19 protein-coding genes, 2 tRNA genes and 1 other RNA gene are annotated in these 20,460 nt (G+C 67.9%); 7 read left to right on the forward strand and 15 right to left on the reverse strand.

What is annotated here, in order from left to right:
• Nucleotides 1-2: 2 nt before the first annotated feature.
• A complete protein-coding gene (gene hutH / locus AB5I40_RS20050; RefSeq protein WP_370940067.1) occupies nt 3-1,529 on the reverse strand; it encodes a histidine ammonia-lyase in 1,527 nt (508 codons plus the stop codon).
• Between the two features lie 171 nt (nt 1,530-1,700).
• On the opposite strand from hutH, the gene AB5I40_RS20055 reads away from it, so the two are divergent.
• On the forward strand, nt 1,701-2,486 hold the full coding sequence (locus AB5I40_RS20055) for an IclR family transcriptional regulator (protein WP_370940068.1): 786 nt from the start codon (nt 1,701-1,703) through the stop codon (nt 2,484-2,486).
• 511 nt (nt 2,487-2,997) lie between these two features.
• Here the strand turns inward: AB5I40_RS20055 and ssrA are convergent.
• Nucleotides 2,998-3,372: a transfer-messenger RNA gene (gene ssrA, locus AB5I40_RS20060) on the reverse strand.
• A gap of 165 nt (nt 3,373-3,537) precedes the next feature.
• On the opposite strand from ssrA, the gene AB5I40_RS20065 reads away from it, so the two are divergent.
• Nucleotides 3,538-4,230, forward strand: coding sequence for a sensor domain-containing protein (locus tag AB5I40_RS20065; RefSeq protein ID WP_370940069.1), 693 nt, complete (start codon nt 3,538-3,540; stop codon nt 4,228-4,230).
• Entirely contained in the window at nt 4,227-5,360 is a 1,134-nt protein-coding gene (locus tag AB5I40_RS20070) for a sensor histidine kinase (protein ID WP_370940070.1), read from the forward strand. Before AB5I40_RS20065 ends, AB5I40_RS20070 begins: the two co-directional genes overlap by 4 nt.
• 7 nt (nt 5,361-5,367) lie before the next feature.
• Here the strand turns inward: AB5I40_RS20070 and AB5I40_RS20075 are convergent, their stop codons facing one another.
• The 4 genes from AB5I40_RS20075 to AB5I40_RS20090 are packed head-to-tail and all read right to left on the reverse strand — an operon-like array spanning nt 5,368 to nt 8,347.
• The gene (locus AB5I40_RS20075; protein WP_370940071.1) at nt 5,368-6,111 is read right to left on the reverse strand and encodes an ESX secretion-associated protein EspG; all 744 of its coding nucleotides are present in this window, start codon (nt 6,109-6,111) and stop codon (nt 5,368-5,370) included.
• Nucleotides 6,112-6,138: 27 nt separating this feature from the next.
• On the reverse strand, nt 6,139-7,368 hold the full coding sequence (locus AB5I40_RS20080) for a hypothetical protein (protein WP_370940072.1): 1,230 nt from the start codon (nt 7,366-7,368) through the stop codon (nt 6,139-6,141).
• 17 nt (nt 7,369-7,385) lie between these two features.
• The gene (locus AB5I40_RS20085; protein WP_370940073.1) at nt 7,386-8,009 is read right to left on the reverse strand and encodes a DUF3558 domain-containing protein; all 624 of its coding nucleotides are present in this window, start codon (nt 8,007-8,009) and stop codon (nt 7,386-7,388) included.
• Complete coding sequence (locus AB5I40_RS20090; RefSeq protein ID WP_370940074.1) at nt 8,006-8,347, reverse strand: hypothetical protein; 342 nt, start codon at nt 8,345-8,347, stop codon at nt 8,006-8,008. The genes AB5I40_RS20085 and AB5I40_RS20090 overlap by 4 nt, the downstream gene beginning before the upstream one ends.
• A gap of 237 nt (nt 8,348-8,584) precedes the next feature.
• Between AB5I40_RS20090 and AB5I40_RS20095 the strand changes: the two genes are divergently transcribed.
• From AB5I40_RS20095 to AB5I40_RS20110, 4 genes are all read left to right on the forward strand, one after another.
• Entirely contained in the window at nt 8,585-8,842 is a 258-nt protein-coding gene (locus AB5I40_RS20095; protein ID WP_370940075.1) for a helix-turn-helix domain-containing protein, read from the forward strand.
• 96 nt (nt 8,843-8,938) lie between these two features.
• Nucleotides 8,939-9,580 carry a response regulator transcription factor gene (locus tag AB5I40_RS20100; protein WP_009073303.1) on the forward strand — a complete coding sequence of 214 codons (642 nt, stop codon included), beginning with the start codon at nt 8,939-8,941 and terminating at the stop codon, nt 9,578-9,580.
• 116 nt (nt 9,581-9,696) lie between these two features.
• Entirely contained in the window at nt 9,697-9,915 is a 219-nt protein-coding gene (locus tag AB5I40_RS20105; RefSeq protein WP_344269261.1) for a hypothetical protein, read from the forward strand.
• Between the two features lie 102 nt (nt 9,916-10,017).
• Nucleotides 10,018-11,319: an acyltransferase gene (locus AB5I40_RS20110; protein WP_370940076.1), complete on the forward strand. Its 1,302-nt coding sequence runs from the start codon at nt 10,018-10,020 to the stop codon at nt 11,317-11,319.
• Here the strand turns inward: AB5I40_RS20110 and AB5I40_RS20115 are convergent.
• The 9 genes from AB5I40_RS20115 to AB5I40_RS20155 all read right to left on the reverse strand — a co-directional run bounded on the left by AB5I40_RS20115 (nt 11,309) and on the right by AB5I40_RS20155 (nt 20,418).
• Nucleotides 11,309-12,205, reverse strand: coding sequence for an amidohydrolase family protein (locus tag AB5I40_RS20115; protein ID WP_370940077.1), 897 nt, complete (start codon nt 12,203-12,205; stop codon nt 11,309-11,311). The genes AB5I40_RS20110 and AB5I40_RS20115 overlap by 11 nt on opposite strands.
• Nucleotides 12,202-12,684: an SsrA-binding protein SmpB gene (gene smpB, locus AB5I40_RS20120; protein WP_116206697.1), complete on the reverse strand. Its 483-nt coding sequence runs from the start codon at nt 12,682-12,684 to the stop codon at nt 12,202-12,204. Before smpB ends, AB5I40_RS20115 begins: the two co-directional genes overlap by 4 nt.
• A 139-nt stretch (nt 12,685-12,823) precedes the next feature.
• The gene (gene ftsX / locus AB5I40_RS20125) at nt 12,824-13,717 is read right to left on the reverse strand and encodes a permease-like cell division protein FtsX (RefSeq protein ID WP_037359041.1); all 894 of its coding nucleotides are present in this window, start codon (nt 13,715-13,717) and stop codon (nt 12,824-12,826) included.
• A gap of 45 nt (nt 13,718-13,762) precedes the next feature.
• Nucleotides 13,763-14,452 (reverse strand): cell division ATP-binding protein FtsE, encoded by a 690-nt coding sequence (gene ftsE, locus AB5I40_RS20130; RefSeq protein ID WP_009073292.1) that lies wholly within the window; start codon nt 14,450-14,452, stop codon nt 13,763-13,765.
• 98 nt (nt 14,453-14,550) lie between these two features.
• Nucleotides 14,551-15,654: a peptide chain release factor 2 gene (gene prfB, locus AB5I40_RS20135; protein ID WP_354748380.1), complete on the reverse strand. Its 1,104-nt coding sequence runs from the start codon at nt 15,652-15,654 to the stop codon at nt 14,551-14,553.
• A 64-nt stretch (nt 15,655-15,718) separates the two neighbouring features.
• The gene (locus AB5I40_RS20140; protein ID WP_344268867.1) at nt 15,719-16,219 is read right to left on the reverse strand and encodes a helix-turn-helix transcriptional regulator; all 501 of its coding nucleotides are present in this window, start codon (nt 16,217-16,219) and stop codon (nt 15,719-15,721) included.
• A 240-nt stretch (nt 16,220-16,459) separates the two neighbouring features.
• Nucleotides 16,460-16,533 (reverse strand) — tRNA-Met (locus AB5I40_RS20145).
• A gap of 774 nt (nt 16,534-17,307) precedes the next feature.
• A tRNA-Met gene (locus tag AB5I40_RS20150) sits at nt 17,308-17,381 on the reverse strand.
• Nucleotides 17,382-17,448: 67 nt separating this feature from the next.
• Nucleotides 17,449-20,418 (reverse strand): UPF0182 family protein, encoded by a 2,970-nt coding sequence (locus tag AB5I40_RS20155; RefSeq protein ID WP_370940555.1) that lies wholly within the window; start codon nt 20,416-20,418, stop codon nt 17,449-17,451.
• Nucleotides 20,419-20,460: the final 42 nt, after the last annotated feature.

Raw genomic sequence — 20,460 nt, forward strand, 5'->3', positions numbered from 1 at the left:
GCTCAGGCCTCCAGTTCGGCCGCGGCCAGGACAGCGCCCGACCGCACGAGTTCTTCGGCGGCCGCGATCTCGGGCGCCAGGTGACGGTCGGGGCCAGGACCCTCAACCTTGGTGCGCAGCAGGTCCCGGACGCGTCCGGTGACCGGCGAAGGCTGCAGCGGCGCGCGGAAATCGAGCGCGCGGGCCGCGGTGAGCAGTTCGACGGCAAGAACGGTGGTCAGGCCGTCGACCGCCTTGCGCAGCTTGCGCGCGGCGGACCAGCCCATCGAGACGTGGTCCTCCTGCATCGCGCTGCTCGGGATCGAGTCGACCGAGGCGGGCACCGCGAGCCGCTTGAGCTCGCTGACCACGGCGGCCTGCGTGTACTGCGCGATCATGTGCCCGGAGTCGACGCCGGGGTCGTACGCGAGGAACGGCGGCAGCCCGTGCGAGCGGGCCTGGTCGAGCATCCGGTCGGTGCGGCGTTCGGCGATGCTCGCCACGTCCGCCACCGGCACCGCGAGGAAGTCGAGCACGTACGCGACCGGCGCGCCGTGGAAGTTGCCGTTCGACTCCACCCGGCCGTCGGCCAGCACCACCGGATTGTCCACAGCGGACCAGAGTTCCCGCTCCGCGACCAGTTCCGCGTGCGTCAGCGTGTCCCGCGCGGCACCGTGCACCTGCGGCGCGCACCGCAGCGAGTACGCGTCCTGCACGCGGTTGCAGTCCGGACCGCGGTGGCTTTCCACGATCTTCGATCCCTGCAGCGCCGCGAACATCCGCGCCGCACTGGTCGCCTGCCCCGGGTGCGGCCGCAACGCCTGCAGATCAGCGGCGAACGCGCGGTCGGTGCCCAGCAGCGCCTCGACGCTCATCGCCGCGGTGAGGTCCGCGACGTCCAGCAGCCGGTGCAGATCGGCGGCGGCGAGCAGCAGCATGCCGAGCATGCCGTCGGTGCCGTTGGTGAGCGCGAGGCCCTCCTTCTCGGCCAGCACGACCGGCGTGATCCCGGCCGCCCGCAACGCGTCCGCGGCGGGCTTGCGCTCGCCCGCGTGGAACACCTCGCCCTCGCCCATCAGCGCCAGCGCGACCGCCGCCAGCGGCGCGAGGTCGCCGGAGCAGCCGAGCGAGCCGTACTCGTGCACGACCGGCGTGATGTCCGCGTTGAGCAGCGCCGCAAGCGTTTGCGCCGTCTGCGGCCGCACGCCGGTGTAGCCGCTGGCCAGCGTGCGCAAGCGCAGCAGCATCAAGGCGCGCACGACCTCCGGCTCCACCGCCGGCCCGGCGCCCGCGGCGTGCGAACGGATCAGGCTGCGCTGCAGCGCCGTGCGGCTCTCGACGGGAATGTGGCGCGTGGCGAGCGCGCCGAACCCGGTCGAGACCCCGTAGGTCGGCGACGTGGCGTCGGCGAGGTCTTCGATGTGCTGGCGAGTGGCGGCGAGGTTCTTCTCGACCGCCTCGGCGAGCCCGACGTGCGCGTGCCCGCGGACGACGTCGACGACCTGCGCCGCGGTCATCGGCTTCGAGCTCAGGAGGACTGGTTCCGGCATGCCGCCATTGCACCTCCCGGCGGGCTCCGGCGACAGTGCGGAGTTGGCGGTAGTGTCTGGGATACAAGACAACACGTGGCGAGAGCCTCGGCTACCGGAGCGAAGGGACCCCTCATACTCCGTCTGGGCGGTGCGAGGGGTCCCCTCGCGCCTTTTCTTAAGGAGGAGACCGTGAGCAGTTCCGACGTGCCAGCCCTGCGCAACGGCCTCTCCGTCCTGCGCCTGCTGGCCGGCCACGCGGGCCCAGTCTCAGCCGCCGCCATCGCCCGAGACCTCGACCTGCCCCGGTCGACGACGTATCACCTGCTCAACGAACTGACCGCAGCCGGTTTCGTCACCCACCTGCCCGCCGAACGCCGCTACGGCCTCGGCATCGCAGCCTTCGAACTCGGCTCGGCCTACCTGCGCCACGACCCGCTGGAGCGCCTTGCCGGACCGCTGCTGCGCAAACTGGTCGACCGCATCGGCCACACCGCACACCTCGGCGTCCTGCACGGCAACGAATCGCTGTACCTGATCAAGGAACGCCCCGCCCGCCCGGAAACGCTGGTCACCGACGTCGGCGTACGCCTGCCCGCACACCTGACCGCCTCCGGCCGCGCGATGCTGCAACACCTGCCCGCCGCCCACGTCCGTGCCCTGTTCCCGGCCGCCGCGTCATTCGTCCTGCGCACTCCGCGCGGGCCCAATTCGCTGGCCGCGCTACGTCGCACCTTGGCCGCCGAACGCCGCCTGGGCTGGTCAGTGGAAGACGGTCACGTGACGGCTGGCTTCGCGTCTGTCGCCGCGCCAGTGTTCGACCACGGTTCCAGGCCGATGGCTGCGATCAGCGTGACGCTGCGCCATCTTTGCCCAGAGGACCGTCCCTGCGAAGAAACCTTCCCCGACCTAGCCGAAGCCGTCGCCGCGACAGCCGCCACGCTCACTACGCACATCGGCGGCAACCGGCCGGAGTGAGATCCCCTTCAAGCCAAACACGCAAGCAAGCAGCGCGGAGCTGGGCACGAAATCCGCGCACGCCGTGAAGAACTCAACCTGACCATTGAGCAAGCCGCCGCCGCCGCGGGAGTGGACAGCGAATCTTGGCGACGTCACGAGCAAGGCAACCGATGGCCGCTGTGCTCGGAAAAGCCTGCGCTCGAACGTTCGCGCTGGGCTGCGACTAAACAATCGACGGCATCAAGGAAGACCTCAGGTCTCTGGCGAACATGCCGAGAGGAACGTGACCAGCTGCCCGGCAGACGACCTCGCCCGGCACTTGATTTTCGAGCAGGGTGCGATCAGTTGGGAGATCGACGAGGCAATCGACTTCGAGGACGGCGAAGACGACGAGAACATCTACGCTCTGCACTCCGAGGAGATCTTCCCGCCAGACGGCCGCAAATGGCATTTCGATACCCGCCGCGACAGCACTGCGGAGCAAAAACGACTGTCGGCACCTGATCCCGTGAATCAGGTGCCGACAGTCGAGTGGAGGTGCCGGGAATTGAACCCGGGTCCTCTAGCGCCTCCTCAAGGCTTCTCCGTGCGCAGTCCGCTATGTCTCTGCTTGGCTCCTTCAGTCACGCGAACAAGCTGAAGTGACGAGCCCAGCCACTGTTTGCTTCCCTACCAGGCCCCGTGGCCGGGACTGGCGGTAAGCCTCCTAGCTGATGCCGGCGACCGGGTCGGAGGCGACCCCGGGCCGACAGACTTGCTCTACTGCGATCAGGCAGCGAGAGCGAAGTCGCGCTGGCTATTGGCCTTGGCGCTTATTAGGTTGCGATGACGCTTGCGGTGGTCTCTCGCCTGCACCGGCACGCTTCCCTTGATTCAACGTCCAGAGTCGAAACCGTTCACCCCCTTGTAGGTGCTTGTAACCTCACCATCATAACCCGCGCGGCAACCCGATAATTCCGGCATGGGGTAGGGCTGTCCCCACCCCGAAGATGCCCGCTCGCCCCCTGGTTGCCCGGCACGCGCCCGGCCATGCTGAGCAGGTCAGTTTCCGCAGTGAGGGAGCCCCGCCATGGTCACCGTGCCCGCCGGTCGCAGTTTTGGGCGCCGCACTCCGCCGTTGGGCGGGGCGCTGGCTTATCTGCTGCTCAACCTGCCCATCGGCATCCTCTCGTTCACGCTGATCGTGACGCTCGCCTCCGCCGGCTTCGGGACGCTCGTCGTGTGGCTCGGCGTACCGCTGCTCGCGCTGCTCATCCTGTTCACGCGGACCGCGGGCCGGGTCGAGCGGGGGCGCGTGTTCGCTCTGCTGGACGTGTATGTCGACGACCCCTATCTGCCGCTGCCGCCGACGGGGCAGAAGCAGCGCTGGCTGACCCGGCTGAAGGACCCGGCGACCTGGCGCGACCTGTCCTACCTGTTCCTGCTCTTCCCGCTCGGCCTGGTGGAGTTCGTGCTGGTCGTGACGGTGTGGGCGGTCAGCTTGGGCCTGGTCACGCTGCCGATCTACTACCGCTTCCTTCCGGACGGCGTCTACGCCTTCCCGAGCTACGATGTGCCTTGGTTCGTCGTCGACTCGACGGTGACCGCGCTGCCGTGGGCGGCGCTGGGGGTGCTGTTCGCCGCGATCGCCGTGGCCCTGACTAAGGGGCTGGCGGCGCTGCACGCGGCGTTCGCGACCGGGCTGCTGCGGCCCACGGTCGCCCAGCGGCGTCGCATGGAGCGCTCGTGGAACGAGATCGACGGGATCACGGTGGCCGGATGACTTCGCAAGACCCGCCTCCGGAGCACCCCCGTCCGCATCCGGCCCGCACGATCGCGTACATGATCCCGTCGTTCTTCCTGCGGCTGCTGCAGTTCATCCTCATCGTGGTCGGCGGCACGGTCGGCACGGGAACGCTGATCATCTGGATCGGCTTCCCGATCCTGCTGGCCGTCACCGGGTTCATCCGCTGGTCAGGCGACCTCGAACGCCGCTGGGCGCGCCGGATGCTCGGCACCCCGCTGACACCGGTCGAGCGGCTTCCGCTGGAGGGGCAGTCGCTGACCCGCCGCTGGCTGACCCGGCTGTCCGACCCGACGACCTGGCGCGACCTGGCGTACCTGATGGTCGCGTTCCCGATGTCGATCGTCGAATTGCCGATCGCGATCGCGTCGATCGTGCTGCTGCCGATGGCGATCTGGGTGACGCCGTGGCTGGGCTGGCTGCACGGCAACCTGGCGCTGTCGATGCTGGGCCCGAACCGCACGAAGAAGCTCGAAAAGAAGGCTGAGCACCTGCAGGCGTCGCGGGCTCGTGGCGTGGACGCCGCGGAGGCCGAGCGCCGCCGGATCGAGCGGGATCTGCACGATGGCGCGCAGCAGCGGCTCGTGGCCGTCGCGATGAGCCTCGGCCGGGCGAAGTCGAAGTTCGACAACGACCCGAACGCGGTGCGCGACCTGATCGACGAGGCCCATTCGGACGCCAAGCTCGCCGTTTCCGAGCTGCGCGACCTCGCCCGCGGCATCTACCCCGCCGTGCTCGGCGACCGCGGTCTCGACGCGGCTCTGTCCGCGCAGGCCGCGAAGTCGCCGATCCCGGTGGACGTGCACGTCAACGTCGAGCCCCGGCCGCCCGCCGCGGTCGAGACCACGGCGTACTTCATCGTCGGCGAGACCCTCACCAACATCGCCAAGCACTCCGGCGCGACCGAGGCGACGGTGAAGGTGTGGCGTTCGGACACGCACGTCATCACCGAAATCACCGACAACGGCCACGGCGGCGCCGAGGTTCGCCCTGGCGGCGGGCTCGCCGGGCTGGCCGACCGAGCGGCGACCATCGACGGCGTGATCACCGTCGTGAGCCCGGTCGGCGGGCCGACGGTCATCAGAGCGGACCTGCCGTGTCAATGGTAGTGGTAGGTCACCCGTCGATACTGACGCGAAGCGCGGCCACTCGCTGGGCAAGCATCTGGTCGTCCCCGGCGACAACCGTGATGTATCGGCTCTGCTCGGCCCCGGAGACCTCGAACGCGACCCGGCCATCGCTGAGGTCGCGATAAGTCAGGACTCCGTCGGCGACCCGCCTGCTCCGCCCCGCCCCGCGAACCGACACGTTGATCTCGCCACGCCCAAAAGCAGGCCGGTTGAGCAGTTCGTCGACGGTCCGCGCGGCGCGGCTGCGCTCGTCGGGGAAGTCGCTGTCCTCGCCACGGAATTCGTGTTGCGACAGCGAAATCAAGCCCAGTTTCGCCGGGCGGAACTGGGGAAGACGCGCCACGAGAGCGACGGCTGGCGACTCGCGGCCGTCCGAGGTCGTCACCAGCACCCGAGCCCCGTCATGAACCGCGGTGACCACACCCCGTCCACGAACCCCCACGAACACGCTGTACTGCTCGCCCTGATTGTCGACCCGAGCCACATACTCCGTGTCCGGCTGCGCGAGCGTGTACAGCGCGTCCTCGAACTCGTCGGACACGCGGCTACCGTCGAGAAGTCCCAGCCGGAGCAGCTCGTCGCGAGCCTCCTCGGCGAACTCGCCCGCCAGCGACTCCGGCACGTGCATCGTGCCGAAGCCGAACAGCGGGTGCGGGTCATTCAGCTTGACTTCACTAAATGCGCTCAGCAGAGTACTCAGCGTAATTTCCGTCGTGCGCGCGAACGGCACCGTCGTCCCCTCCCCCTGGACTGTGCGCTATCTCTGCGGGCGATCGCCGATGACCGGCGGGACCGGCTTCGCCTCATTGCCGCCGAACACCGCGTCCGGGTCGGCTTCCCGCAGGTAGGGCGCGGCCTTCTTTTCCTTGTCCTCTTCGCCTTTCCCGCCTTTCCCGCCTTTGCCGCCCAGGGGGCCGGCCATCGAGGCCGCGTTCTTCCCAGCCGATCCCGGAGCCCCGGCCGCACCGCCGCGCGCGGGCGCGGACTCGCCCAGCACCCTGGCGCCGGAACGACCTCCCGGTTCGCTTTCGGCACCCGCCCCGCCGCGGAGGCTCACCGGACCCGAACCCATGCCGCCCGGCGAATAGCCCAGCGGGCCGAACGCGCTGCCGTGGCCACCGGTTCCGTCGCCTTGCCCGAGGCTGATCGGACTCGGCGACGGAACCGGCTGAAGGCGCGGCGGGACCGGCGGCCACGACTGCTTCTCGACGCGCTCGTCGTCGCGTTCGGGCGGGACCTGCCATCCCGGCGGCTGCTGGACTGGCGGCTGGTCGCCCGGATGACGAACTGGACCTGGCGTCGGAACAGGACCTGGCGTCGGCGTCGGGCCAGGCCCCGGGCCGGGCGCCGGACTCGGATCCGGACCGCGCTCGACCGGCCCCGGTCCGGACGACGGCGGACGGTGCGGCCCGCTGCCCTGGCCGCCGCTGCGCTGCTGGCCGGGTTGGGCCGGATCTTCGGCACTGGCAAGGGTGATCTGCGCCCCGGTGTCCCGCAATTCCGCGTACTTCGCGGGCACCCGGCCGTTATTCGATCCGCTGGTCGCACTGTATCCGCTGAATACCTGCACATTGTGCTGCGAATCCGCTTGCCATTGCGTTACTCGGTCGGTGTATTTCTGCCCGTTCCCGTTCAGGAGAGCGATAACGTCCTCGTCGGTGAAGCCCGGTTCTTGCGCAGCCACCGGTTTCACGCTGTTCTTGGCGTTCTGGAACGCCGACAGTTGCTCATTGGCGATGACGTGGACCGCGCCCAGCCGCGCCGAGTCCTCCGCGGCGGTCTCGATCAGCGGGGTGCACGAATTCGCCGAAGCCTCGTTCGCGGCCTCGCCCTGCCATGCCTCGCGCTGGTAGGCGGCCAGCGTCCCGACCCTCGTGGCGAGGTCGAGGAGATGATCGCTCAACTGGGAAGCGGCACGCTGGGTATCGCCCAGCGAGCCCGCTCCCGAGCCAGTGGTCAGCTCCCGGTAGATCTCGGCAGCGCTCATGCACCGCTCCGGTTGCATCACTGTCCCCCTCGAAGGTTGCCGATGATCGCGACCGCGACGTCGTGAACGGAATCGCACGGATTCTTTTTCTCTTTGCGCGAGTCCGGCTGCCGGACGACGACTTCGATCACCTGGTCGTCCCGCACGCCCAGCGAAGCCGCGCATTCGCCGAAGGTGCGCTGTTCGGTGGTGTCGACGGCCACCAGCGGGTACCCGTCCGCCGGCGCGAGCGGCTGGAAGAACTTGTAGAGCTTCCCCTTGGCCGCGTATACCGAGGTCAGCCCGCGTTTGTCGACGCCGTTGACGATGACGTTGATGCTGGCGTGCTCGTATTCGTAGCCGCCGAACCAGCCGCAGGAAGGTCCCGCCGCCCCGTTCTCGGCCTTCGGCACGACCGGCCCGCCGAGAAAGCCGTTGCTCTCGTCCGAGGTGAGGACCATGCACGGGTTCTGCGAAGCCTTGGCGGTATCGATCGGATTCTGCACCTTCGGCACGCCTGGACCTGGCAGCTGCGCACCTCCCGGTGCCGACGAGGGCGGCTCGCTGCCGGAGGCGACAGGACTGGCCTGGCCACCAGTCGCACCAGAGCAACCCGCCAGGGCGAACAAAGCGATCGCAGGCAGCAGCACAACGCGCCTCACAGAGTGCCCCCGGCCTTCTTCACCTCGTGCGAATGCGCGTCTTCAGCTGTCTTGTATTTGCCGGTGGCCGCCCTGAACTTGGCAGCCTGTTCTTCGCAGTACTTCACCCGGCCTCGAAGCGAAGCGACCAGCGCGCCCCCGGAGTTGCGGAAGGTCTCCGCGTTGTTGCCGCTCGCGAAGTCCAAAGCCGGCGACTGGGTCACCGCGATGACCCGCGCGTTGTCAGCAGCCTTTGTGAACTCGAGTGCCAGCTCCTCGAACTGGCTCGCGACCTGCTCCATCCCCGCCGCGTCGAACGAATACCGCCCTGAAGCCACTGCGGTGTGATCGTCAGTCACTCTTACGCCTCCCCTGCGCAGACCAACCCCGGCAGACCAGCCGCTCGCCCGTCCGGACTACCGAAGCCGCCGGGCGAATCCCGGCTCGTCCTTGTGGTCGACCGCGCCGGATGCTGACTGGATTGCCGGGCGCCGATATCCGTCTCCTGAGCGACCTCTGTCGGCACTTGCAGACACTTTATAGCAGGCCTTTTTCATAGGGTGTCACATATCGGACCTTGCTTAGAGCATGATCTGGTGCACTGGGACGAGGCGACGGCGAAGAAGTTCGGCCGCGCGTTGCGTCGCTTGCGCGAGGAGCGCCAAATGTCCCAGGAGGCGCTCGCCTTCCAAGCCGGAGTCACGAAAAACCAGGTCCAGCTGATCGAGTCGGGCCGGGCATCCGGGCGAAAAGACGCGGCCGGTCCGTCGAATCCGCGCATGTCGACGCTCGTCGGTCTCGCCTCGGTGCTCAGCGTGTCGGTCTCGGACATGCTCGAATCCGCCGACCTCTGACCCGTTCGGCGGCAAAGTCGACCTGCTGCGCCCGAGATTGCCCACTCGTGAGTGAATAGGTCCGCGAGCAGTCCACTCACCGACCTGGGGGCTTTGATGCGAGTAGTGATCGCCGAAGACGCCGTGTTGCTTCGGGCGGGGGTCACCCGGTTGCTCGCCGACGAGGGCATCGAGACGGTCGCCGCGGTCGACAACGGCGACGATCTGCTCGGCGCGATCACCGAACACCGTCCTGACCTGGCGATTGTCGACGTCCGGATGCCGCCGACGTTCACCGACGAGGGGTTGCGCGCGGCGCTGGCGGCTCGCAAGGAGATCGCTGGCCTGCCGGTGCTCGTGCTGTCCCAGTACGTCGAGGAAAGCTACGCGGTCGAGCTGCTGTCCGGCGGGGCCGGCGGCGTCGGCTACCTGCTGAAAGAGCGCGTCGCCGACGTGGACGAGTTCCTGGACGCGGTCCGTCGCGTCGCGGACGGCGGCACCGCCATCGACCCCGACGTCATCGCCCAGCTGATGGCCCGCGGCCGCCGCAACCCGCTCGATTCGCTCACCGCGCGTGAATCCGAGGTACTCGGACTGATGGCGCAGGGACTGTCCAACAACGCCATCGCGAACTCGCTGGTCGTGTCGCACGGAGCGGTCGAAAAGCACATCGGCAACATCTTCTCGAAGCTCGGCCTCGAGGCCAGCTCCGAAGAACACCGCCGGGTCCGTGCGGTGCTGACCTACCTTGGCCGTTAAAGCCTGGCCGCTAAAACCCGGCCGCTGAAACCCCTCACTCGAACTGACGGCAGCCCGGGCGGGCCTTCCTCGCCTACCATGGACTGATGCCGCCCGAGCCGAGCGAGGAGAACCCGATGTCCGACCGCAGCGTCCGCTTCTTCGGCGGCCCGCTCGACGGCCGGGTGCAGGAACTCGCCGACGAGGAACCGGTTCCGGGCACCGTCGTGCGCCACATCCACCTGCACGGCGGCCCGAAAATCGAGACGCGGTACGAACTCGGCCTCACCGAGGACGGCTGGGCGTACCGGGTACAGGCGCACGAATCCGAACCGGAACCGGACACCCTCCCCTAGCGAGGTAGGGCAAACCCCACCTCGCACCCCCTGCTGGCCTGAACCCTTTTTCGGTGGTCTGCACGGCTGTTTCCGCGCCCGGAAACCGACAGGCTTTTCAGCATGACGACGAGCCAGCTGCCGACCCGCGCCCCACGGGCGTCCCGGGACAAGTTTCTCGACGTGGTGCGCGCCGGAGCGATTCTCGCGGTGGTCGCGCAGCACTGGACGATGCCGGTGCTTTCCTTCTCCGGCAACACTCTTTCCACCGGCAACGCCCTCGCGACGCCGGGCTGGTGGATCATCACCTGGGCTTCGCAGGTCATGCCGCTGGTCTTTTTCGCGGGCGGCGCGGCGAACCTGATCTCCTTGCGCCGCGCGGAATCCACCCGCGCCTGGTTCGCCGGACGCGTACGCCGGCTGCTCGTTCCGGTGCTGCCGCTGATGGCGGTGTGGCTCGTCGTGCCGGATCTGTTGCACGGCCTGGGAGTTCCGCCGCAGCCAGTGCAGGTGGCCAGCGCGATCGCCGCACAGCTGCTGTGGTTCCTCTCGGTCTATTTGCTGACCGTGCTGCTCACACCGCTGATGGTCGCCGCCCACCGGCGCTGGGGTCTCGCGGTGCCGGCGGTGCTGGCCGGACTGGGCGTTCTCGTTGACGTGGCACGGTTTTCCGACCTCGGCCTGATCGGGTACGCCAACGCCGTCATCGTCTGGGTCGCCGTGCACCAGCTCGGTTTCCACTACGTCGAAGGCCGCCTCGGCTCGCTCAGCCGCCGCGCCGCGCTCACTGTGTCCGCCGCCGGTTTCGGAGTGACGGCGCTGCTGGTCGCGTTCGGTCCGTACCCGGCGAGCATGATCGGCATGCCGGGCGCGCCGGTGTCCAACATGAGCCCGCCGACCGTCCTGCTGCTGTTCCTGGCGCTCGGCCAGATCGGCTTCCTGCTCGCGTTCCGCGAGAAGCTCGTCTCGCTCCCCCGCGTCACGGCCGCGCTCAGCTGGCTCAGCCCGCGGTTCATGTCGGTCTACCTGTGGCACATGCCGGCGCTCGTCGTGGTTTCCGGCGTGACCGTCTTCGGCCTCGGCTATTCGACGCCGACTCCGGGCTCGTCGATGTGGTTCCTCATGGCACCCGCCTGGTTCGCGGTGTGCGGCGCGGTGCTGCTGGGCCTGCTGCGCCTGTTCGAGCGCTTCGAGATGCAGCCGGACGGCCTGGTCGTGAACGCACGGACGCCGCAGCTGGTGCTGGCGGGCCTGCTCGCCTCCGGCGGTCTCCTCGGCCTGGCCGCGCACGGGTTCGCTCCGCTGCGCGACGGCGTGCTGAACGGGCCGCTGCCGTGGGTGGCGCTGGTCGCGGCCGGGTTCGCCCTCGCCGGACGTCAGGTGTCGCTGCCGCGCGGCCGGGCCCTCGTGGCGGTCAAACGCTGAGCAGCTTCGCGGGGGTGTCGTGCAGCACCGCTCGCAGGAATGGCTCGCCAAGGCGATCGTCGGCTGCCCAGCCGGCGATCGCCTTCAGCTGCGTGGCGTAGGAGTACGGGATGTTCGGGAAGTCGGTGCCGAGCACCACGCGGTCGGCCACTTCCGCCAGCCGGGCCGTCCAGTCCGGCGGCAGCGGCGACATCGCCTCCGAGAACGGCACGCCGACCATGGTGGTGTCCAGGTGCACCCGCGGGTAGCGCGCCATCAGCTCGAACGCAGTGGTGAACTGGGGCATCGCCGCGTGCGCGAGGACAGCGGTGAGCCGAGGATGCCGCTGCAGGACTTCCTCGAACACCTCGAGCCCGGTGAAATCGCCGCGCAACGGCCCGTGTCCACAGTGGATCACCACCGGCACGCCGGCTTCGGACAGCGAGCCCCACACGCCATCGAGCAGCTCGTCCCGCGGGTCATACGCGCCGACCTGAACGTGCGCCTTGAAGCACCGGGCTCCCGCACGCAGCGCATTGTCCACATAGGACGCCGCGCCCGGCTCTGGGTAGAACGTGCCAGTCGGCACCGCTTCCGCAACTTGCTCGGCGAACTCCAAAACCCACGACGTTAGCCACTCCGCCATACCCGGCTTGTGCGGGTACACCAGCGGCGCGAAGGCTTTCACGCCCAGCGCGCGCAGCGTTTCGATCCGCTCCGCCTCGGGCGTGCGGTAGTGGATCGGCCAGGGCGTGCCGTAGTGCTGCTCGGCGCGGTCGAAATACGCCCACACCTTGTCCAGCACCGGCTTCGGCAGGAAGTGGACGTGCAGGTCGACGATTCCGTCGAGGCCGAGGCCGGCGATCCAGCCCGGGACGTCGGCGTCGGCGGCCGGACCCGCGCTCACTCCGTGAACCGGCCCTTCAACGCCCGTCCCATCGCGCGGCTGATGTCCTTCTGCGCGTCGCGTTTGGCGAGCGACTGGCGCTTGTCGTAGGCCTTCTTGCCTCGCGCGAGCGCGATCTCGACCTTGACCTTGCCGTCCTTGAAGTACATCGACAGCGGCACCAGCGACAGACCGCTTTCCTTGGTCTTGCCGATGAGCCGCTCGATCTCGCGCCGGTGCAGCAGCAGCTTCCGCGTGCGCCGCGGCATGTGGTTGGTCCAGGTGCCCTGGGTGTACTCGGGGATGTGGACGTTGCGCAGCCACACCTCGCCGTCGTCCACCGTCGCGAACGCGTCCACCAGCGACGCTTTGCCGGCCCGCAGGCTTTTGACCTCTGTGCCCACCAGCACCATCCCGGCCTCGTAGGTGTCCAGGATGGAGTAGTCGTGCCGAGCCTTGCGGTTCGACGCGATGACCTTCTGTCCACGTTCCTTGGGCATACCGGCCAGTTTACGTGGCGCCGAGCCGATCAAGCACGCCGGTTTACGGCCGGTCACCCGGCGAAGTCAGTGCTGCTGGAGACGCGCGAACCGCCCGGCGAAAACGTTCGCCGGGCGGTTCGAGGGCAAAAGAATGCGGCTAGTGGCGCACGTACAGCCGCAGCGTGACGTAGCCGGTGATCGCCGAGATCACGATCGACACCGCCAGCAGGATCGGCGCGACCGGGAACAGCACCTCGAGCGTGGTGATCTGCGGGAACACTTCGCCGGTGAAGACCGTGTCGAGGAAGGACAGCTTCGTCAGAAGCAGGAACACCACCCCGAGCACGGCGCCGACCGTGCCGGCGACCACCGCCTCCAAGAGGAACGGCAGCTGGGTATACCACCGCGTCGCGCCCACCAGGCGCATGATGCCGACTTCCGTCCGCCTCGTGAACGCCGAAACCTGAATGGTGTTCGCGATCAGCAGCAGGGCGGCGACGGCCATGATGAGCGCCATCACGAACGCGATGTTCCGGACTCCGTTGAAGACGTTGAACACGCGGTCGAGGAACTTCTTCTGGTCGTCGACCTTCTTGACGCCGGGCTGGCCGGTGTACTGCTTGATGATCGCGTCGGACCGGTCCGGGTCCTTCAGCTTCACCTGCAGCGACGCGGGCAGCGCCTCGGGGCCGGTCAGCTCGAGCAGTTCGGGCTGGCTCGCGAAGATCTTCTTGAACCGGTCGTAGGCCTGGTCGCGGTTCTCGTAGACGACCGACTCCACACCGGGGTTGTTCTGCAGCGACTGGCGGAGCCCGTTGCAGAGCGCCTGGGTGCAGTTCTTGTCGTTCGCGCTCACGTCGTCGACCAGCGAGACCGAAACTTCGACTTCGGCGAGGAAGTTCGCCTTCATCTTGTCGATCGTGCGCACGGCGAGCAGACCGCCGCCGAGCATGGCGAGCGAGACCGCGGTGGTGAGGATCATCGCGATGGTCATCGTGACGTTCCGGCGCAACCCGGTGACGACCTCGCTGAAGACGAAACTGGCTCGCATCGCTCTAGTAATTCCTTGGGTCGGGGCGGAAAAGGGCGGGGTGCGTCAGCGGCCGATGCCGTAGACGCCGCGGGCGTCGTCGCGGATCACGCGACCGAGCTGCAGCTCGACGACCCGCCGCCGCATCGAGTCCACGATGGAATGGTCGTGCGTGGCCATCAGCACGGTGGTGCCGGTGCGGTTGATCCGCTCCAGCAGCAGCATGATGTCCTGGCTGGTGTCCGGGTCGAGGTTCCCGGTGGGCTCGTCGGCGAGAAGCACGAGCGGGCGGTTCACGAACGCGCGGGCGATCGCGACGCGCTGCTGCTCGCCGCCGGAGAGCTCGTTGGGCAGCCGGTCGGCTTTGCCGTCGAGGCCGACGAGTTCGAGCACCTCGGGCACGACCTTGCGGATCGTGGGCCGCGGTTTCCCGATGACCTCGAGCGCGAACGCCACGTTTTCCGCGACGGTTTTGTTGGCCAGCAGCCGGAAGTCCTGGAACACGCAGCCGATGGTCTGGCGCAGGCGGGGGACCCTGCGCCGGGCGAGCTTGGCGACGTCGAAGTTCGACACCATGACCCGTCCCTTGGAGGGCACCTCTTCCCGCAGCAGCAGCCGCAGGAACGTCGACTTCCCGGAACCGGACGGGCCGATGAGGAAGACGAACTCACCCTTGTCGATCTCGACCGACACCCGTTCGAGGGCGGGACGGGTCGAGGTCTTGTAGACCTTGGAAACCTCTTCGAGCCGGATCACGGTTCGGCATCCTACCCATGGGCCCCGTTAAGCCCGGGTTGCCGGTGCCTTGGGTGACCCGCGCCTCGTCCCGGCGCGGGTCGCCGCCGCCTCGCGGATCAGACCGCGTTCGTCTGCTTGCGCCAGCGGATTCCGGCCTCCAGGAAGCCGTCGATGTCGCCGTCGAGGACCGCGGTGGGGTTGCCGACCTCGAATTCCGTACGGAGGTCCTTGACCATCTGGTACGGGTGCAGCACGTAGGAGCGCATCTGGTTGCCCCAGCTGGAGCCGCCGTCCTTGAGCGCGTCCATTTCGGCCCGTTCCTCCTCCTTTTTGCGCTGCAGGAGGCGCGCCTGGAGGACCTTCATCGCGGCCGCCTTGTTCTGCAGCTGCGATTTCTCGTTCTGGCAGGAGACGACGATGCCGGTCGGGATGTGGGTCAGGCGGACCGCGGAGTCGGTCGTGTTGACGCTCTGCCCGCCGGGGCCGGACGAGCGGTACACGTCGACGCGGATGTCCTTTTCCGGGATGTCGACGTGGTCGACTTCCTCGACCTCGGGCAGGACCTCGACGTGCGCGAAGGACGTCTGCCGCCGGCTCTGGTTGTCGAACGGCGAGATCCGCACGAGGCGGTGGGTGCCCTGCTCGACCGAGAGGGTGCCGTAGACGTACGGGGCGGTCACCTTGAAGGTGGCGGACTTGATGCCCGCTTCTTCGGCGTAGGAGATGTCGAAGACGTCCGTCGGGTAGCCGTGCCGCTCGGCCCAGCGCAGGTACATGCGCAGGAGCATCTCGGCGAAGTCGGCCGCGTCGACGCCGCCCGCTTCGGAGCGGATGTTGACGACGGCGTTGCGGTCGTCGTATTCGCCCGACAGCAGGGTGCGGACTTCGAGCGCGTCGATGTCTTTGCCGAGGTCGGCGAGGTCGCCCTCGGCCTCGGTCATGCTGCCGCTGTCGCCCTCGTCGGCGGCGAGCTCGTAGAGGACGCCGAGGTCGTCGAGGCGCTGGCGCAGTTCGGAGACGCGGCGCAGCTCGGCCTGCCGGTGGGACAGCTGGCTGGTGACCTTCTGGGCTTCTTCGACGTTGTCCCAGAGGGTGGGGCTGGACGCCTGCTCCTCGAGCTCGGCGACCTGCGCCCGCAGCGCGTCGAGGTCCATCACCGACTCGATCTGGGTCAGCTTGCCGGTCAGGTCCTTCAGCGCCGCATCGAACTCATCACTCACGCCGGACAACGTTACGGCAAAACCCACGACCGGTCGCGAACCGGTCGTGGGGCCGTGGCGGAGCTCAGGCCTGCGGGATCGAGTCGAGCAGCTTCAGAGCGGCCTTGGCCTGCGCCTGGGCGAACTCGGCGACTGCCTTGGCGTAGGGGCCGTCGGCGGTCTTGGTGGCGTTCTTGGCCTCTTCGAGCTGCGCCTGGTAGGTGGTGCGGGCGCTGTCGAGCAGGGCGCTGCGCTGTTTGGCCGTCAGGGAGCCGGCGTGCACGAGCCGCAGGATGAGCGGGCTGCGCAGGTGGTCGGGTCCGGCCTCGGACGTGAGCCACGTCTTGAAGGCCTTCTTGCCTGCCGCGGTGAGCACGTACTGCTGGCTCGAACGGGGTCCTTGCTTGCCGAGCCGGACGAGACCCTCTTTCGAGAGCGCCGGGAGCTCGCGGTAGACCTGGCTGCGGGTGACGCTGAAGAAGGCGCCGAAGCGCTCGTCGGCGCCCGAGACGAGCTGGCCGCCTGTGGCGGGGCCGTCATGGAGCAGACCGAGCAGAGCGGCGGCGGTTGCATTCAATTCGGACACCCCTCTACGGTCCCACTTATCCGCCGCTGTGTCCACAGTGGTCACCAATCAGTCCATTGTGGCCAGCGGCAACCCCTCTAACAGCCCAGTCCGCAGGTATGTCCACAATAGACTCTGCCACGCTCCGCAACCACCGCCGAAACGATCACCGCGCCGCAACCACCACCCGAGCGACGGCCAAATGGCGCACAAAAAAGCCGGGGCTCGTGCATCCGCACGAGCCCCGGCTTCGTATCCAAGTAGCGGGGACAGGATTTGAACCTGCGACCTCTGGGTTATGAGCCCAGCGAGCTACCGAGCTGCTCCACCCCGCGTCGTTGTGAAAACAACACTACACCCCCGAAAAACCCCGCCCACACCACCCCCAAAAACACCACCTGACCAGCAAAAACACCACACCCCCACCCCCGACCGACCTACCCCGCCGCCCCGCGCCCGCACCTACCCCAACGAAACCCGCCGCCCCAGCAAACAAACCCCACGCTTTCCGCACCCCCGCCCCGGCGCACGCCACTCATGACGGAATATTCCAACGCCCCCAACGAATCCCGACCCTCTACAAGAGAACACACAAGAGGTCTAAACCTGTCAAAACGCCGCCTGGCGGGCCCCGGCCACTACGAGCCGACGACCCGCGCATGTCTTCTGATCCCGGTTGGATAGCACCGGATTGGCGACGCGGTTTTTGCTCTCTGGGCGAGTTCAGATTCGTTGGGCCGCCGAGGATTGGTCCCCTCACGCCACCGGCGCACCCACCCCAGCAAACCCAACCCACGCCTCACGCCAGACGAGAGACCAACCCCGTCGCGCCCCAACGAAGACCAACGAGCGCGAACACAAAGGCAAGCCCCGCACCCACCTCACCCCACCAGCCAAGCTCGCTCCGCGAGCAATGGCCTCTCACCAGACCGGCCAAGCTCGCTCCGCGAGCAAAGGCCAAAGACGAAGGTGAGGTTCCATCCCCAAGTAGCCCGGCGGGGGTCCAGGGGGCTCGCCCCCTGGCGGGGGTCTGGGGGTTCGACCCCCAGAGGACACAACGAAAGAGGCCTGTCTTCGCGCTTTTTGCGAAGACAGGCCTCTCACCTCTGTAGCGGGGACAGGATTTGAACCTGCGACCTCTGGGTTATGAGCCCAGCGAGCTACCGAGCTGCTCCACCCCGCGTCGTAGGACCTACCTTACGCCCTGGTTTCGAGCGGGCGCAAAGCAGGTGCCTATTACGTAACCGACGTCACCCGCCGGGCTGGGACGGCGGCCCGCTGGAGGCGGGCGGCGTGGTGGGTTTGGCGGAGTTGTATTCCTTGGTGGCGGCGTCGAGCGCCGCGAGTGCCGCGCCTTGGTCGGTGAAGTTGCCGGATTGCTGTGCTGCCTTGAGTTTGGCGAGCGCGGCTTGGATGTCGGCGACGGCTTTGTCCATGGCCGGGTTGCTGCCGCCGGTGCTGGGCGGCGGCTGGGCGGTACTGGACGTCGGCGGGGTCGTGGTGGTGCCGGGGTCGCCTTCCTTGGGCGTGGTGGCCGCCGCGCCGGTGCCCTTGCCGAAGACCTGGTCAAGGGCCTCGTTGAGGGTGGACGCGAAGCCGATCTTGGCTCCGTAGGAGACGAGCACGCGGGCCAGCTGCGGGTAGCTGAGCTGGTTGCGCTGGCGGATGTAGACGGGTTCGACGTAGAGGAATCCGTCGGCGACCGGCAGCGTGATCAGGTTGCCGTAGATGGGAATGACGTTGGGGTTGTTCAGCAATGTCCGGTCTTGCGCGACGCGCGGGTCGCTCTGGAACCGGTTTTGCACCTGGACGGGTCCGTCGACCTGGTTCGCTCCGCTGGCCGGCGGCAGTCGCAGGACGCGGATGGTGCCGTAGTCCTGCGGATCGGACGAGATGGACATCCAGGCGGAAAGATATTGCCGTTGCAGACCGGTGAGCGCACTGGTCAGCTGGAAGGTCGGCCTGCCTTCGCCCGCGGCGTTGGCGAGGACGTAGTACCCGGGCTGGTTGGCGACGTTCGCGCCGGCCGTGGTGGAACTGCCGTCCTCGGTCGGGTCCTGCGGGACGCTCCAGAACGCCTGCTGCGCGTAGAACTCCTGCGGGCTGTCCACGTGGTAGCGGGCGAGCAGTTCGCGCTGGATCTTGAACAGGTCCTCGGGGTAGCGGAAGTGCGAACGCAGCTCCGGCGAAATCTCCGAACTGGGCTTCACGACGCCGGGGAAGACGTTCTCCCACGCCTTGAGGACGGGTTCGTTGTCGTCGATCGAGTACAGGTTGACGGTGCCGTCGAACGCGTCGACGGTCGCCTTCACCGAGTTGCGGATGTAGTTGATCGAGTTGTTCGCCTGTTTGGTGACGCCGTTGAGCGAGTCGTTGGTCGCTTCGCCGAGCTGGGTTTGCTGGGCGTACGGGTAGTTGTCGAGCGTGGTGTAGCCGTCGACGATCCACTGGATGCGGCCGTTGACCACCGCGGGGTACGGGTCGCCGTCGAGGGTGAGCCACGGGGCGACCTTGGCGACGCGGTCGCGCGGTTCGCGGTTGTACATGATCTTCGAGCCGTCGCCGATGGCGTCGGAGAAGAGGATCTTCGGTTCGCGGTATTCGGCGGCGAACATCAGCCGGTTGAACCAGTTGTCGAGCGAGACGCCGCCCTTGCCCTGGTAGAGGTAGCCGCGCTGGGCGTCGGTGTCGTATTCGCCGGGGGCCTTGCCCGGTGTGCCGCCGACGATCGCGTAGTCGGACTGGTTGGTGAGCTCGCCGTAGTAGATCCGCGGCTGGTCGACCTTGATGCCCGGCTGGCCGTTCACCGAGCCCGCGCCGGTGGGGTTCGTGGTGTCGCTCGTGGTGGCGATCGGGTAACCGCCGTCGGAGTTCGAATCCTTCACCGCACGGTCGATCGTGTTCGCGGGCGCGGCGACGAAACCGTTGCCGTGCGTGTAGACCATGTGCTTGTTGATCCAGTTGTTCTGGTTCCCGGTGAGCCCGTCGGTCTTCATTTCCTTGGCGGCCACGATGTAGTCCTGCGTGGTGCCGCCGATGGTGTAGCGGTCGATGTCCAGCTTGGACGGGAAGCCGTAGAAGTTCTCGCGGCCGACGCGCTGGGTGAAGGTGTCGCTGAGGATGTTCGGGTCGAGCAGCCGGATGTTGGAGACCGTGCCGGTGTCGCTCTTCACCGCGTCCGCGGTGGTTTCGGTCTTGCCCGGGTACTGCTCGTATTTCACGTTGGTGAGGCCGTACGCCGCGCGCGTCGCGTCCATGTTGCGCTGGATCGACGGCGCTTCCTTCTCGTTGGCGTTCGGCTTGACCGAGAACTGGTCGAGAATCGCCGGCCAGGCGACGCCGACCAGCACGCCGGAGAGGATCAGCAGGACCAGCGAAATCGCCGGCAGCTGCAGATTCCGCAGGAACGCGCCCGCGAAGAACGCGATCGCGCAGATCACCGAAATGCACAGCAGGATCAGCTTCGCCGGGAGCACCGCGTTGAGGTCGGTGTAGGTGGCTCCGTTGAACAGCGGCATGTTCCGGTCGGACAGCAGCAGGTTGTACCGGTCGAAGAAGTACTCGACCGCCTTCAGCAGCACGAAAAGCCCGACCGTGATGGCGAGCTGCGCGCGGGTCGGGCCGGCCAGCTGGCCGCCGCGGCCGGCGAGCCGGATGCCGCCGAAGATGTAGTGCGCGATCAGCGCGCCGAAGAACGAGACGACGACGGTGACGAACAGCCAGCCGAGCAGCCAGTTCACGAACGGCAGGGTGAAGGCGTAGAAACCGAGGTCGATTTTGAACTCGGGATCCGTCTGGCCGAACGAGGTGCCGTTGAGGAACAGCTGGATCGTCTGCCAGTCCCCGGTCGCCGACGCGCCGGAGATGACGCCGGTGAGCACCGGGATGCCGATGCCGAACAGCCGGATCCGGCTGACGATCACCGAGCGGTAGCGCGACAGCGGATCGTCGCGGCCGGACACCGGCACGAACACCGGCCTGGTCCGGTAGGCGATCAGCAGGCTGACCGCCAGCGCCCCGCCGACCAGCAGCCCTACCGCGAGGAAGAGCACGATGCGGGTGACCAGCTGCGTGGTGAACACCGAACGCGCCTGCAGTTCGCCGAACCACAGCCAGTCCACGTAGGTGTCGAGCAACCGGACGCCGGCCAGCAGGGCCAGCACGATCACCGCGGCGATGATGAGAAGGATCCGGCTGCGCCGGGACAGCTTCAGGCTCACCGGGGGCCGAGTCGCCACGGCAATGCTCCTGTCTTCGTGAAC

It is taken from the genome of Amycolatopsis sp. cg13, assembly GCF_041346965.1.
Classification (GTDB): domain Bacteria; phylum Actinomycetota; class Actinomycetes; order Mycobacteriales; family Pseudonocardiaceae; genus Amycolatopsis.

Excerpts from the sequence above, each read along its gene's own strand:
- hutH (WP_370940067.1), bottom strand. The coding sequence starts at position 1,529 with ATGCCGGAACCAGTCCTCCTGAGCTCGAAGCCGATGACCGCGGCGCAG.
- AB5I40_RS20065 (WP_370940069.1), top strand. The coding sequence starts at position 3,538 with ATGGTCACCGTGCCCGCCGGTCGCAGTTTTGGGCGCCGCACTCCGCCG.
- AB5I40_RS20070 (WP_370940070.1), top strand. The coding sequence starts at position 4,227 with ATGACTTCGCAAGACCCGCCTCCGGAGCACCCCCGTCCGCATCCGGCC.
- AB5I40_RS20080 (WP_370940072.1), bottom strand. The coding sequence starts at position 7,368 with ATGAGCGCTGCCGAGATCTACCGGGAGCTGACCACTGGCTCGGGAGCG.
- AB5I40_RS20100 (WP_009073303.1), top strand. The coding sequence starts at position 8,939 with ATGCGAGTAGTGATCGCCGAAGACGCCGTGTTGCTTCGGGCGGGGGTC.
- AB5I40_RS20105 (WP_344269261.1), top strand. The coding sequence starts at position 9,697 with ATGTCCGACCGCAGCGTCCGCTTCTTCGGCGGCCCGCTCGACGGCCGG.
- AB5I40_RS20110 (WP_370940076.1), top strand. The coding sequence starts at position 10,018 with ATGACGACGAGCCAGCTGCCGACCCGCGCCCCACGGGCGTCCCGGGAC.
- smpB (WP_116206697.1), bottom strand. The coding sequence starts at position 12,684 with ATGCCCAAGGAACGTGGACAGAAGGTCATCGCGTCGAACCGCAAGGCT.
- ftsX (WP_037359041.1), bottom strand. The coding sequence starts at position 13,717 with ATGCGAGCCAGTTTCGTCTTCAGCGAGGTCGTCACCGGGTTGCGCCGG.